8 protein-coding genes are annotated in these 13,973 nt (G+C 64.3%); 4 read left to right on the top strand and 4 right to left on the bottom strand.

Features of this window, described 5'->3' with window-relative positions:
* Positions 1 to 272: 272 nt before the first annotated feature.
* Both KA184_17880 and KA184_17875 read right to left on the bottom strand, forming a co-directional pair.
* Positions 273 to 1,340 carry an exo-alpha-sialidase gene (locus tag KA184_17880; GenBank protein MBP8131453.1) on the bottom strand — a complete coding sequence of 356 codons (1,068 nt, stop codon included), beginning with the start codon at positions 1,338 to 1,340 and terminating at the stop codon, positions 273 to 275.
* A 295-nt stretch (positions 1,341 to 1,635) separates the two neighbouring features.
* The gene (locus tag KA184_17875; GenBank protein MBP8131452.1) at positions 1,636 to 3,435 is read right to left on the bottom strand and encodes a sodium:solute symporter family protein; all 1,800 of its coding nucleotides are present in this window, start codon (positions 3,433 to 3,435) and stop codon (positions 1,636 to 1,638) included.
* Between the two features lie 317 nt (positions 3,436 to 3,752).
* Here KA184_17875 and KA184_17870 point away from each other — a divergent pair, with 317 nt between their 5' ends.
* The 3 genes from KA184_17870 (at position 3,753) to KA184_17860 (ending at position 9,678) form a co-directional block, all read left to right on the top strand.
* The gene (locus KA184_17870; protein MBP8131451.1) at positions 3,753 to 7,301 is read left to right on the top strand and encodes a hypothetical protein; all 3,549 of its coding nucleotides are present in this window, start codon (positions 3,753 to 3,755) and stop codon (positions 7,299 to 7,301) included.
* Between the two features lie 152 nt (positions 7,302 to 7,453).
* Positions 7,454 to 8,524 (top strand): alpha-L-fucosidase, encoded by a 1,071-nt coding sequence (locus KA184_17865; protein MBP8131450.1) that lies wholly within the window; start codon positions 7,454 to 7,456, stop codon positions 8,522 to 8,524.
* An 86-nt stretch (positions 8,525 to 8,610) separates the two neighbouring features.
* The gene (locus KA184_17860; protein ID MBP8131449.1) at positions 8,611 to 9,678 is read left to right on the top strand and encodes a rhamnose:proton symporter; all 1,068 of its coding nucleotides are present in this window, start codon (positions 8,611 to 8,613) and stop codon (positions 9,676 to 9,678) included.
* 22 nt (positions 9,679 to 9,700) lie between these two features.
* On the opposite strand, the gene KA184_17855 is transcribed toward KA184_17860, so the two are convergent.
* Both KA184_17855 and KA184_17850 read right to left on the bottom strand, forming a co-directional pair.
* Positions 9,701 to 10,963 carry a DegT/DnrJ/EryC1/StrS family aminotransferase gene (locus KA184_17855; protein ID MBP8131448.1) on the bottom strand — a complete coding sequence of 421 codons (1,263 nt, stop codon included), beginning with the start codon at positions 10,961 to 10,963 and terminating at the stop codon, positions 9,701 to 9,703.
* Positions 10,964 to 11,076: 113 nt separating this feature from the next.
* The gene (locus KA184_17850; GenBank protein ID MBP8131447.1) at positions 11,077 to 12,948 is read right to left on the bottom strand and encodes a hypothetical protein; all 1,872 of its coding nucleotides are present in this window, start codon (positions 12,946 to 12,948) and stop codon (positions 11,077 to 11,079) included.
* Positions 12,949 to 13,176: 228 nt separating this feature from the next.
* Between KA184_17850 and KA184_17845 the strand changes: the two genes are divergently transcribed.
* Positions 13,177 to 13,973: hypothetical protein (locus KA184_17845; GenBank protein MBP8131446.1), on the top strand; the 797-nt coding region annotated here is incomplete at its 3' end.

Genomic DNA, 13,973 nt, shown 5'->3' with positions numbered 1-13,973 from the left:
TCGGCCTTCTAAGCCGAGGGCCCTGGGTTCGAGTCCCAGCAGGCGCGCCATCGCCATTCCTTTCGACATGCCTTGCACTTCCCACTGCAAGCAGGTCACTCGTCCTTCTGAAAGCCTGTCTTGGAGGCCCGGGCGTGTCTGGTAACGTCATGAGTTGCCGGAGGGCGCGGGCCTTGTGCTCGGGCGGGGGGACGCCGCAATTTTATGCCTGACTCGAGGCCCGCGCCGATTTCACAGGGGTCGAGTCGCCCTGAATCCGGGAGAACCTTTTCTCACTTCCCGTAGAACCAGTCCACTCCGATTCGGGCCACGTGCAGGCCATCACGCTGATGGTAGACGACGAGCGCCATGTCACCCACGAACGTAAGGCCGGGATAGCCGTAGTCGTCCTCGGGGTCGCCCGCGATTACGCGTTCGTGGGTCCATGTCGCGCCGTCGTCCGTCGAGATGACCGAGACGAACGGCGTGCGGCGGTGCGGCGGTTCTTTGGGCCCGCTGCTGGAACGGACGAGCAGCAGGTCGCCCGTCGATGGGATGCGCTTGACATTCAGCGCCGAACTGTTGGGCGGAAGCGGAAGCTCGGGGACCATCTCGCCTTGGGACCAGGTCTCGCCCTTGTCGTCCGAGTAGGCCCGGGCCACGCTGCCGCTGTACGTGCGCATCAGCATCAGGACACGCCCGTCCTTTAGCTCCACGACGTGCGGCTCCTGCGCCTCGACAGGTAACATGTCTACCATGTTCTTGCTCTCCCACCAGCTATACCCGCCGTCGTCGGAATAGACCGTGTAGCTCACGTAGCCGCCGTGGTCCCCGCTGGTAAAACTCACTTCGTATTCGACCGGCGCGAGGATGCGCCCCGTCGAAAGCTGGATGAACTTGTCGTTGTGGATGATGTTGTAGCCCGGATGCGGCGTCACGATAAGTTGGTCGCCCCAGGTCTGCGCCTCGTCGGTCGAAAGCCTGTAGTAATTGTGTCCGAACAACGCCGGGAACTGGGCGGGCGACCCGTAGATATACGACAGCAGGATATTGCCGTTCTGCAGACGCAACAGGCTTGGGTGGCAGTAGCGCCCCGAACCCTGCGGTTTCGGCGCGGACGTCAGCACGAATTCTTCGCCCCAGGTTTTGCCCTGGTCCGAAGAATACTTCGCCGCCACCGAGCCGTCCGCATTGCCGTCGGGCAGCATGCGCGTATAGGCGAGCAGAATCCGGCCGTCCTTCAGTTCCAGCAACGTGCCCGGCATCCCGCGGTATCCGTACGTGCCCTTGGGCAGCGCGACGGCCTGAACATCCTCGAACAGCGCCGGCGCCTGCGCGGCGGCCGTCCCGATCAGCGCCATCCACACGGCGATGCAACCTGCAGTCTTGTTCATGACCAGCTTCCCTTCCTTCCCAATGCCACATGTTTCGGGCCACGCACCGGATTCTGAACCGCGCTGCGGGACAATGCAAGCAACGCGAGACGCGGGGCATGGGGTCAAAGTGGCCGCGACGCACCAGACCGCGTCTGCAAGAGAAGAAGCGGGAGACCCGCGGCCTCAAGGGCAGCGTAGCCCGGAAATCACAGGGCAACCGGGCCTGCTCAGGAGCAGCCGGAAAGGCTGCACGGAATCCGCACGCAAGAAGTCCTTGGCGTTACGCGCCGAGCTGGAGGATGCCCCAGGCGAGGAAAATGAGCAGTCCCACGGTGAGCCAGGCGAGGACAAATCCGATGAGGTCTTCGCGGTAGCGGCGGAAAAAGCCGCGCCAACGTTCCGCCGTGAACCAGCCGGGCAGGTCCAGCAGAATCAGGTCCTGGCCGCGTTCGGCGGCGAGGGGGCGAAGTCCCGTCGCGGGGTCGGGGTCGTCGTCGGTGGAGCGGCGCTGTTTGTCGAAGAAGCGTTCAATGCGGGCGGCATCTTCCGGGCGCGTGAGCAGGCTCACGAGAATGAGGGAGCCGAATCCCGCGACCATAGCCCACCCGAACGGACCCGGTTTCCACGGGTACACGAGCTTTACGGCGCCGGACTCGAGGAACGCCAGCGCGCCGCCGGCCTGTGTGCGGTGTACGAGTTCCTGAACTGCGGCGGCGAGCGTCGTGAAGGCCGTATCGCCGCCTGGGGAGCGGCAAGACATGAGATAGTTCAGCGCATAGTAGACGACGAAAGAGGCGACCGTTGCCGCCCATGCTCCGTAGCGGTTCGCGCGTTTCCACAGCATGCCGCCGAGGAACATGACGCCCATGAGCGCGGCTATGGTTTCCGTGAACAGAAACGCGTCCAGCACGCGGTCGACGGCCACGGCAAACAGGATGCCGAGCAGTGTCAGGCCAAGGCCCGAAAGGCGGCCCATCATCAGCAGTTGCCGGTCGCTGGCGTTGGGGTTCACGTACTCCTTGTACAGGTTGCGCGTGAAGAGCGCACCGGTATTGACCATGAAGTTCGAGCAGGTCGACATGTTCGCGGCAAGGATACACGCGATCATCAGGCCGGTCAGTCCCGGCGCCAGGAATTCGCGGCACGCGAACCCGAACGCCGCCTCGCCTTCCGGCAGCGCCGCCCCGCGCTGCACGAGCAGCGCCGCAACAATCAGCCCCGTAAACGCCCAGCCGACCGTGCACAGGCGCTTGATGAAATTGCCGTAGGTCTGGCCGACGCGGCCCGCGCGTTCCGTATTGCCCGTGGCGGCCATGGAGAGCATGTGCGGCTGCGCGACGATGCCCACGATGCCGTTGACCGCGAGCATCGCGATGGTGAACGCGGTCAGGCCGCTGACTTCGCTGTAAAGTGTGAAGAAATCTTCCGGCAGGCTGGCGTGCAGGCCGGAAACCCCGCCCACCGCGGACAGACCGGCGGGGATCAGCATGACGGACAAGGTGATGATCAGGAAGGACTGGACGAAATCGGTGTAGGCGGACGCGATGAGCCCGCCGAAGAAGCTGTAAATGATGAACGCGACGGTCATGGCGAACACGACTTCGTTCGGCGAGACGACCGCGCCGCCCGTTGCCACGGAAATGGCCTTGCCCGCGCCCTTGAGCATGGCGCCCTGGTTGAACACGAAGTAGGCGATGGCGAAGATCGTGTAGACGATCGCGAGCCGACGCCCGTAGCGGTCCTCGACGATCTCGCCGATGGTCGTCCGTTCGCTTCGCCGGTACCAAGGCGCGAACAGCCAATACAGCGGCGTGATAAGCATGTTCTTCCACTGGTACCAGATGGTGGCGAACCCGAACTCGCATGTCGCGCCCGCCTGCGCGACGGGGTGTTCCGCATGCGTGCCGGTGCCGAACGCCTGGCCGACCATGATCCACCAGCGGAGCTTGCGGTCGCCGAGGAAGTAGCGGTTACTGCTGCGCACACGGCGCGCAACCCACACGCCGAACAGCAAGATAACCACGAAGTATCCCACTAGTACGACGCCGTCGAGCCGCGTGAATTCGGCTGCTTCATTCATGCAAACTTTTCCCCGGAGTTATTGCGTCCCTGATGGGCAGGCGTGGCCGTGCGGAAGTCAGCGCCCCGCCGCGGCAGAAACAAATATGCCCGGCATTTAATCAGAACGCGGGCTTGATTGCAACGGCCTGCCCGGTTCAAAACAGGCATCTCTCCGGTCTTCCGCTTGCCGGGAGCGTGCCGGCCTTGTCCGGCTCGGCGGCAACATCGAAAACAGATAGGGCATCCGCGGACGCGGCGGGTCTATAATGCGGCGGCAATGGCCGGATAACCAAAAAAGGGTATGCGCTCATGCGGTTGTATTGCGGACTGTCTTCGATGCGGCACGTACTGGCCGGCGTCCTGCTTGCGCTGTTCGGGGCCGCGGCGGCGGACGAAGCGCAGTGCGGGCCGTTGCTGGCGCATTGGACTTTCGACGGCGGGCAGGCGCAGCTTCTTGCGGATAAGTCGGGCAGCACGAATACGGAGGCCGCCGGGGGCGAGCGGCCTTCCTCGAAACGGGGCGTATACGGGGATGCGCTCGCGCTGCGCGGCCAGCACCAGCTGCGCGTGACCGGCTTTGGCCGGCCTGAACTCGAGGCGGTCTCCCTCTGTGCGTGGGTCTTGCCCGCCACGCTGGATGGCTTCCGCGAGATTTTCCGGCAGGAAAACGAGCACCGCGTGCTCTTTTCGTTTCAAGGGGGCGGTTCGATACTGTCGCTCGGGCTGGATATCGGCGGCTATCTCGAATGCGACGCGCCGGTGGACCCTGCGCTGTTGCTGGATGGCAACTGGCACCATTGCGCGGCGACGTTCGATGGCGCATTCATGCGCGTGTACCTGGACGGCAGGCTGGTGCAGGAACTGGAGCGGCCCGGCGTCGTCGCGATCGATCCGTCCGTCGCCGCTTATATTGGGTCCAGCGGCGGCGCGAACGAGCATTTCGAGGGCAGGCTCGACGACCTGCGTATTTATGCTTCCGCGCTGCCCGGCGACAGGGTCGCCGCCCTTTTCGCGGAAGGCAGCAAGGAAGTGGCCGCGTTTCTGCAAGAAATGGACGCCGCCGCGAGCGAAACGCTGGTTTCAGGCGCGTCCTTCGCCGAAACGCTCGCGCTTACCAGGAAACAGATCGCGGAGCGGGCCGAACCCGTGGACTCGGAAGTGGGCAACGCGGTGTTGCGGCTGATGCGCGCCAGGTTTCCACGGGAATGCGCCGAGTACGCGGTATACACGGGTGCAAGCCCGCTCGAATACCTGCTGGCGGGCCGGGGACGGTTCGAGGTGCGCCAGGCGCAGCAGCTCATGGACCTGCTGTTGGAGTACAAGCCGCTGACCGAATATCAGATCGGCAAGCAGACGCCGGAGGACGCGAGACGCTGGGGAGAGGCGGAGAGGATACGCGCGCAATTTGAAGGGTTGAAGGCCCGTGGCCCGGCCGCGCGGTTTTCGCCCGAGTGGCCAGACCTGATCCTCGAGGCCGGGCGGCGCATACAGTTCCGCCCGCGCATGCACGAAGCGGTTGCGCCCTATGTCAAGCCGGAAACGCCGGAGACTCGCGATCTCGATGCCGCACAGGCGCGAGCCGTATTGGAAAGCGACTGGATGCATCAGGCGAACCAGAACCCGGACCCGGACCGCATCCGTGCGGAGATCGCATGGACCCGCGCACTGACGGAGCGCATCGAAGGACAGTTTCCAGGCATGCGCGACTTTTCCGCGGAGCGGCTCGAGTTGAACGGTCTCGAAGGGCAGGCAACTGGCCTGTCGCAGCCTGACAAGGTGCTCTACTTCCGTGTCCGCGAAGTGAAACGGCGCGTGATGTTCCTCAATCCGGCCGTCGATTTTGACCGGGTCGTGTTCGTCGACATGCCCTATCCACAGGGCAGCGAATGGCAGCACGAAACGCGCCACCGCCTCGGGTACATGGCGGTGCCCGGCGCGCGCATCCTGGCGCTGGACGGGCTGCGCCCGGACGGCCGCGTTTCGCGGATCATGCCGCAGCCGCCGCTGCACGGTTCGTTCTGGCGTTTCGACGTTTCGCACGACGCGCAGAGGCTCCTCATCTGTTTCAAGCCGCACAACGAGAAGTCGTTCCACCTCTACGAGGTTGGCGTGGACGGCAGCGGCTGCACGCAACTCACGGACGGCCCCTACGACGACCTTGACCCGATCTATCTGCCCGATGAACGGCATGTGCTCTTCTCGACCACGCGGGGGCACACGTATGTGCGCTGCATGCCGCCCACGAACGCGTTCGTGCTCGCGCGCGCGGAGCGCGACGGCCGCAACATCTACCTGATCTCGTCGAATAATGAGCCGGACTACCTGCCTTCGGTCATGAACGACGGGCGCATCCTCTATACGCGCTGGGAATACACGGACAAACCGCTCTGGCGCGCGCAGAAGCTCTGGACCATCAACCCGGACGGCACGCAGGTCAGCACGCTCTGGGGCAACCAGAGTGTCTGGCCGGACCTCATGAAGGATGCGCGCAGCATACCGGGCAGCACGCGCGTCTTGTTCACCGGCAGCGCGCACCACAACTGGTTCAGCGGCTCGGTGGGCATTCTCGATCCCGCGCAGGGCTTCAACTTCCCGCTGGGACTGACAAAGGTCACCGCGGACGTGCCGTGGCCCGAGTGCGGCAACGGCCCCGTCGACCCTGTTGAATCGCCCGCCTACCACGCCAGCGGCGAGTATCCCGCTTACTACAGCCCCTACCCGCTCAGCGAACGTGACTTCCTGGTCTCCGCGCAGCGGGACGGCAGGTTCCGGCTGTATCTGATGGACACGGACGGCAACCGCGAACTGATCTACGAGGGCGTGAACAACATCTTTCACGCGATGCCGCTGCGCCCGCGCTCGCGTCCTCCCGTGCTGGCGGACCGTGTCATGTGGCCGAACGCCGAGGACCGGGAGCGCCCGCGGGACGGAGTGATCTACACCGGCAACGTATATCACGGCGCGCCGCCCGAATTGCAGGGCAGGGCCCGTTATCTGCGTATTCTCAACATCGAACCCAAGACGTACACCTACTGGTACCAGCGCCCCTACATCTCGACCGGCCCCGTGGTTTCCGCGGTGCAGTCGGAAGGGGTCAAGCGCATGCTGGGCACGGTGCGCATCGAAGACGACGGTTCCGTTGCGTTCAAGGCCCCGGCGGGCATGGCGCTCCACTTCCAATTGCTCGACGAGAACCAGCGCGCGCTGCAGACGATGCGCAGCTTCGTCAATGTCATGCCGGGGGAACGGCGCGGCTGCCTCGGCTGTCACGAGTCGCACAGCCGCACCCCCGTGGTCGCGGGCCAGGCGATCGCTTTCTCGCGCGAGCCGCAGGACATCGCGCCGCCACCCTGGTCAGACGACACGGTCAGTTATCCCCGCTACGTGCAACCCGTGCTCGACCGGTATTGCGGGAAATGCCACCAGGGCGACGGCGGAGCGCGCAAGACGCTCGACCTGACCGAGCGCCCCAGCGCGCCCGTTTTCACGGAGCCATATCTTACGCTGATCGGGCGGCCAACGTGGGGCGCGCCCTATGCCGCGCCCGAGACGCCGCCGCCCGGTTGGGGCATCGCGAACACGCTGATGGTCGAGGCCTACGGCACAACGGACCCGGCCGCGTACGTCACGCCGCCGCCAATGACCTGCCTCTCGTACAACAGCCGCCTCATCGAGATGGCGTCCAGCGGCAAACATCACGAGGTCCGCGTGGACCCCGTGAGCCTGCTGCGGCTCATTGTGTGGGTCGATACGATGTGCCCGTACCGCGGCGCGGAAGAGATACGCGCTATCGACGACCCGGAATTTCAGGGCGTCGAATGGCTGGCCATTCGCCCGAAGATCAAGCATGCGCCGCGGATTCGCCGTCCCGGCCCGGTTGACTGAGCCGCGCCACCGGCGGGTGCGCCTGCTGCGCGAAGCGCCGAATGACGCGCCGAGTTGATAGACTCCGGCCGCAACTGCACAATAGCGGCGCGGAGCGTGCCGGACATGGGTTGTCGCAGATGGGGAATCGCACTCCCGGAAAGGACCAGGCCATGAAACCAAGAAGGGGCTGTTCACGAAGGCATTTCCTGGCAACCACAACGGTTGCCGCGGCCGCCACCGCGGGCGCGGCTGCCGCGCGGGCGGACGGGCGCGCGCCGGACGCGCCCCCAGCCGCGGCGGACGCAAAACAGGGCAATCAGCGGCTCGGCGTGGAAGCGCTGCAGGCGTGGGAGGCGCTCGGCTACGGCATGTTCCTCCATTACGGCATGAGCACCTTTGTCGGAAAGGAATTGCCCAGCGGCAATGACCCGGTGTCGCTCTATGCGCCCACGGCCCTCGATGTCGGACAGTGGGTCTCCGTGGCGCGGGACGCGGGCATGAAATACGCCGTGCTCACGACCAAACACGTCGCGGGGCACTGCCTGTGGCCCACGAAGCACACGGACTACTCCGTCGCGAACAGCGCGGACAAGACCGACGTGGTCGAGAAGTTCGTCACCGCCTGCCGTGACAAGGGCGTGCTGCCGGGGTTCTATTACTGTTCGTGGGACAACCACAACCGCTTTGGCAGCCGCACGTGGTCCGATGGCCAGGATTGCTACACCACGTCAACCTACCAGACCTTTCAGACCGCGCAGGTCACGGAACTGCTCACGCAGTACGGGCCTATCGCCGAAACGTGGATCGACATTCCCGGCGCGCTCGGGCGCGGGTACCGCACCTTTCTCTACAACCACATTGCGTCGCTCCAGCCCGAAACGGTCATCATGATGAACAGCGGCATCTCGGACCAGGAAAACTACAACGTGGACTATGCGTGGCCGTCGGACATCATCGCCATCGAGCGCAGCCTCCCGCCCGAGGGCGGATACAAGAGATGGCGCGAAATCGAAGGCAAGGAATACTACATGCCGGGCGAGATTTGCGACCCGATCGGCAAGGAATGGTTCTGGGTCGAAGGAGACATGCCCCGGAGCGATGATGTCCTGCTGGGCCTGCACCAGGCGGCGCGCAAGTTCGGTGTCAATCTTCTCCTCGATGTGCCGCCCGACCGGCGCGGCGTCATTCCAAAGGAGTCCGTGGACGCCCTGACGCGTCTGCGCAGAAACGCGGGCATTTGACGCGGAAGAAGGACCGGTTGCGTGATTGGGGGCCGCTGATAGCCTGGCCGGGGGTCGGGATGGTTGTATAACGATGGAGTATGGGTATGGTAGCCGACAACCCCCTGCTGGGAACATTTCTTCATGCCTTTGGCGCGTGCGCCGCCGCGCTGTGCTACACGCCCCAACAGAAGCTCCGCGGGTGGTCGTGGCAGACCTATTGGCTGGCCCAGGCTTCCATTTGCTGGCTCATCGCGCCGATAGCCGGCGCGTGGCTGACCATCCCCGACCTGGGCCAGGTGCTGAGCGCCGCGCCGAAACACGCCATGACCATCACGTTCCTGCTGGGCGTGGTTTATGGCGTGGGCGGAACCGCGTTCGGCCTCGCCATCAAACACATCGGATACTCCCTGACCTACGCGATTGCGATTGGCATTTCGTGCGTGCTCGGCACGCTCGCCGGGCCCATTCTTGGCGGCACGCTGCAGGAGTTGATTCAGAAGCAGGGCGCGAGCTGGGTCATGACCGGGATGCTGGTCGGTTTTGCGGGCACGCTGCTCTGCGGTGTCGCGGGCCGTTGGAAAGAGCAGGAGCTGCTCGCCGGAACCGGAACCACGGGGACTTTTTCGCTGGGCAAGGGCCTGGCGCTGTGCCTGCTTGCGGGCGTGCTGTCGGCGATTTACGGAGTGGCGGTTAACGACACGGGCAAGCCCATCGCGGAAACGGCGGCGAGGTTCGGCGCGGGGCATTGGGAAATGAACGTGGTGTATATCTTCTCGAACACCGGCGCATTCTGCACGACTCTGGCGTACACGCTGTGGCTCGGATTCCGGCAGAAGACCTTCGGGGAATTCCGGCAGCCCGCCGGCGCCGTACCGGGCGCGCTTCGGATGAATTACGCCATGGCCCTGCTGACCGGCTGCCTCTGGTACTCGCAGTTTCTGTTTTACGGGCTGGGCCATGTGCGCATGGGCCAGTTCAAGTTCTCCAGCTGGGCCATCCACATGATCATGCTGATTCTGTTCAGCGCCCTGGCAGGCGTGGCGTTGCGCGAGTGGCACGGCCGGCGCCTGCCCACCCGCGCCGCCATCGCGGGGGCCATCGTCGTGCTCGTCACGGCGGTGCTGATGCTGACCTACGGCAACTGGCTCGGCGAACAGGCGGCGATACCGTAGCGGCGAGTGCCGGGCCGCAATGTCATCGAAGGCCGCGCGCGACCTTGCGGATACCCCGGATGATCCAGTCGGCGTGCTGGTCTTCGAAAGTCTGCGCGAGAGAAATGATGACCGCGCGGCCCAGGATATCCAGGGTCCCGGGGCACATGTCCGGCCGGTACTCGCGCGTCTGGTCGTGGAGCGGTGACGTCCAGGGGCGGCCATGCGCGTCGCTGGAGCGTTTTCCCATCACGTACTCCCAGTAGCAGTAGATATGGCGGTCGGGAATGCCGCGGTCGTAAATGCTGGCCGCCGGGATCCCTTCGGCGTTCAGCGCTTCCGCAAAACGCCTGGCGCGGTCGCCGGATTCGAGCAGGATAGCAACCGCGATGCCGCAGTCCCCTTCTGGGTCCGGGGAACGGCGCGGCCTTATACCGGGGCAATCCGCGATGCCTTCGTGGATGCGGCGGTATAACGCGCGGGTGCGTTCGAGTATGGCGTCCATGCGCCCGAACTGCACGCAACCGAGCGCGCCCTCCATTTCGTTCATCCGGCAGTTTTCGCCGGGGAACGGGCCGATGGTGGTGTCGGCGGGATTCCAGAAGCACATGGCGGAATCGTGGCGGATTGCCGCGCGCTCGAATACCTCGCGGCGATGCGTCACTACCATGCCGCCTTCGCCCGCGGTGATGACCTTGTATTGCTGCAGACTGAAGCAGCCGACATCGCCAAGCGAGCCCAGCGCCTCTCCTTTGTAGCGGCCGCCGCACGCCTGCGCACAGTCTTCAATCACCAGCAGATTGTGCCGCCGCGCAACGTCCAGGATGCGGTCCATGTCGCAGGGAATGCCGCGCATGTGCACGGGCATGACCGCCTTTGTGCGCGGCGTGACCTTTCTCTCGACGTCTTCCGGGTCGATGGTGAACGTCTCGTCGATTTCCGCGATGACGGGAACCGCCCCGCAAATCAACACGGCCGACGCCGACGCGATGTAGGTGAAGCCCGGCACAATAACCTCATCGCCGTCCCCGACTCCGATTCCGGTCAGCCCGCAAATCAGCGCGGCCGTGCCGCCGCCGACGGCCAGCGCGTGCTCGCAGCCGGTCATTCGCCTGAACAAGTTCTCCAGTTGCGTGCACTTTGAGTTTTCATGGTCGAGAAAACGAAACAGGAACTGGCTGCGCACCACCGCAGCCACCGCTTCCGCTTCTTCTTCGCCGATCGCCGCAGGTCCCAGCCAGGGCGGGGGGAAAGGGCCCGTGGCCACCGGCTTTCCTCCGTCTATCGCGAGCGTGTCGTCGTGCATGCGCAGTGTCCTTCAAGTGCCGCATCCCGCTCCGCGGTTCCCGGCTCGGGCCGTCGCGGCGGTCTCCATGGAAACCACTCTTCCATGAGATTGCAGGCAATAACCGAATCCTGTCATGGGGTTGCCTGTTTCCCGCAAGCGGTCTCGGGAATGCGGAACGTCTGTCCGGAAACTTCGATTAGCTCGGCGGCTTCCTCCAGTCGGCCCTCGCCGTACAAAACATCGATTCGCGACAAGAGACGGCGCAATTCCCATGCCGTCTGAGAGGTGCATTGCGACGCGCGGGCTGTCGCGTCCAGTGGCCGCAAGTCATCCATGGGCCGCCCCGCCAGAGCGCGCGCGGCAACCCCTGACCAATACGTGTAGAAATCCCCGTACTGCAATTCGCGGAGCACGTCCTGGGCGAAGCGCTGGAAGTTGCCGGGACTTGCGCCCGCGGCGGCGGTAAGCTTCGGGTCGGTCTGAAACCCGCGTTGCGCGGCCATCGCCGCCAGGAAACGCCGGTTGGCGGTGTCCGCATCAGGCAGAATGCTGTCCGTATAGCGCTTGGTCAGGGTTTCGAAATCCCAAGGCACGTCCTCGGCGCGTTCATGGGATACGTTCGCCACGCGGCGCCAGTCGCCGAAATCGTACTCCCAGCGGTCGAAATAGCCGTTGCCGTCCGTGTCGAACATCCGGACTTCGCCGAGATCCCCCAGTCCCGCGAAATGCCCCACCTGAATCCAGCCTTCTTGTGCATGCTTGAGATGAATGCGGCGGTCGACGGCGCTGTAGTAGAGCTCGCGTTTCGCCGCGGGCGTGGCGCTGTACTCGCGGCGCACGTTCCACTTCTGGCAGGGCCCGCCGGTGTTCTCCATGAAAATGCGCTCCCACGTCCAGAAGACGCCTTCCCAGCGGTAATCGTCTTTCTCGTGCGCGCCATACCCGATCGCGATGGTGTCGTCGGTTTGTTCGTGCCAGCTCAGGCCGGTCTCGCGCGCGGCGTAGGCGTCGCAAATGCCGCGCAGGCTTTCCCATGGCGTGACAATCGTGGTCTGGGGCGGACGGCGCTTGGAGTTGAAATGGTTCATGCCGGGGTACTGGTAAGGCGCCGCGCCGACGAGGTTGAATCCGAAATCGTAGTGGAGCGGCGTGTCCTCCGAGCTGCCGCCATCGATGTCGAAGCCGTAACGTATGTTGACGATGCCCATGTGCGCCAAGGCCGGACTCCACGGCGCCGCGAAGTGGGCGTAGTCGTTGGCGTAGTCGGGGTCCACGTTCGTGTCATAAGTCAACGGAACGGCGCTGCACCGGACCACCGCCTCGCTCTGCCCGTCGCCGTCGGTGTCATAGAAGGCGAACGGGCATTCCGAGATGGGGGACCAGCCGCCCGTGTCCGTGTCGAGCTTGTTCATGTAGATCATGCTGTCGCCGTACGGGTCGCTCTCAAAAAAACTGGGGCCGCCGTATTCGTAGCCGCTCAGGCTCCACATGGCGCTGTCGTCGTCGAGGTCCATGCCGAACCAGCAATAGCGCAGTTCGCCGTCGGCGAAATAGCGGATATCCATCTCGTCGGGATCGTTATCCCCGTCGTCATCCATGTAGTCGACCATGCGGTCGGCCGAACCGTCGCGGCCATAATCCGCGACGTAACAGTCCGAATCGCGATCACCGCCGTCCCCAACACTCCCGTCTTCATCGTCATCGAGCACCCACACGATGGCATCCTGCGGGCGCCCGCCCCGGTCATTGAACGTCTCACGCCGCACGAGCGACCGCTCCCCCTCGACGATGAAGGATTCGCCCACGTCGAGCGCCGCGGCCTTGTCCCACCAAGGCTTGCCGTCGAGGCGCAGACCGCCTGTGGACGTCAACGCCGTTTCCTGCATCCACCACGGCCCCTCAGTCTCCTGTCCAAGAGACAACCGCGCCGGTTCCTGCGCGGCCAGAGTTGCCGTGACCAGCGTCATTATCGAAAGAAGCTTGCTCAACACGTTGCTCGACATTTTGTCACTCCCCGTCTGGATTTGGAACAGCGTCACATGGCATTTGAACAAAACGTTTAACAGCGTTGCAAGCCCTCTCACGGCACATCGGAAAAGAACCTGTCTGACCGGCGCCCTGAGGTCACTTTTCGCGCTTCTGCCTATTGCCCTTCCGCGCATGGTGTGCTATGGTGGCCTTAGCAAGGCGGAGGAAGCCCAAGATCGCACCAACCGTAAGGGAGCAGAGCCATGGGGACCCTTTCCGTACCGCTCTTCCTGCTGTCGCAGCTCTTCACCATTTCCCCGGCAACCTTCGGGTCCGAATCAGCGCCCATCGTACGGCGCGGTTATTTCGAAGAAATCACGGATTGTGTTGGCGGTAACTATGTGATCGAGTCGTTTCGCATGTCCGCGGATGGCTCCCGAGCCGTGTTCTATGTCCGTCAGACCGTGGAGGACGCTCGCGGTTGTTTCGCGCATCAACTGCGCATCATCGACACGGACGGCGCGAACGAGACTCTGGTCGAACAAGGCTTCACGTATGATACGGGCGTGGGCAACTATTGCGCCAACGGTCTCTATAACGCGTATGACATCTCGGATGATGGCCGCACGGTCGCCTATGTGCGCTTGCGCGGGCCCGGCGACCTCGCGCCGGAGATCATGGTCTATGACGCAACCACCGCGGCAAAGACCAGCCTCGTGCAGACTTTGACGCACCGGTCTTATGGCGAGACCCACCAGGTGGATATTGCGCCGTATGGGGATTGGCCGTGCTTTACCATGACCGGAGATGGCACGCAGGTCTTTTTCGTCAATACCTTCGGTCCCTACGGCGAACCCGGCGCCTCCGGTGAGCCCGGACCTTCAGGTTTCACGATCTACCGTGTTTACACGGATGGTTCGGGCGCCGAGGCGGTCTATGCGAGCGCCGACCTGGCGACAACGCCTGGGGTGGACGGGTCAGCGATCTATGTCGTCGCGGGCGGCGGCTGGCTCGCGGTGGACAAGACTGGGTCGCTGCTGCTCCTGCCTGTGGGCGGCAA

Source organism: Candidatus Hydrogenedentota bacterium, assembly GCA_018005585.1.
In the GTDB taxonomy this organism is placed as follows: Bacteria; Hydrogenedentota; Hydrogenedentia; order Hydrogenedentales; family JAGMZX01; genus JAGMZX01.
Note: the sequence above shows the minus strand (reverse complement) of the source record. Positions and strands in the feature narration are given on the sequence as shown.

Coding starts and splice junctions, on each gene's coding strand:
- KA184_17880 (MBP8131453.1), bottom strand. CDS start 1,340: ATGGCGCTGATCGGGACGGCCGCCGCGCAGGCGCCGGCGCTGTTCGAG.
- KA184_17875 (MBP8131452.1), bottom strand. CDS start 3,435: ATGAATGAAGCAGCCGAATTCACGCGGCTCGACGGCGTCGTACTAGTG.
- KA184_17870 (MBP8131451.1), top strand. CDS start 3,753: ATGCGGCACGTACTGGCCGGCGTCCTGCTTGCGCTGTTCGGGGCCGCG.
- KA184_17865 (MBP8131450.1), top strand. CDS start 7,454: ATGAAACCAAGAAGGGGCTGTTCACGAAGGCATTTCCTGGCAACCACA.
- KA184_17860 (MBP8131449.1), top strand. CDS start 8,611: ATGGTAGCCGACAACCCCCTGCTGGGAACATTTCTTCATGCCTTTGGC.
- KA184_17855 (MBP8131448.1), bottom strand. CDS start 10,963: ATGCACGACGACACGCTCGCGATAGACGGAGGAAAGCCGGTGGCCACG.
- KA184_17850 (MBP8131447.1), bottom strand. CDS start 12,948: ATGTCGAGCAACGTGTTGAGCAAGCTTCTTTCGATAATGACGCTGGTC.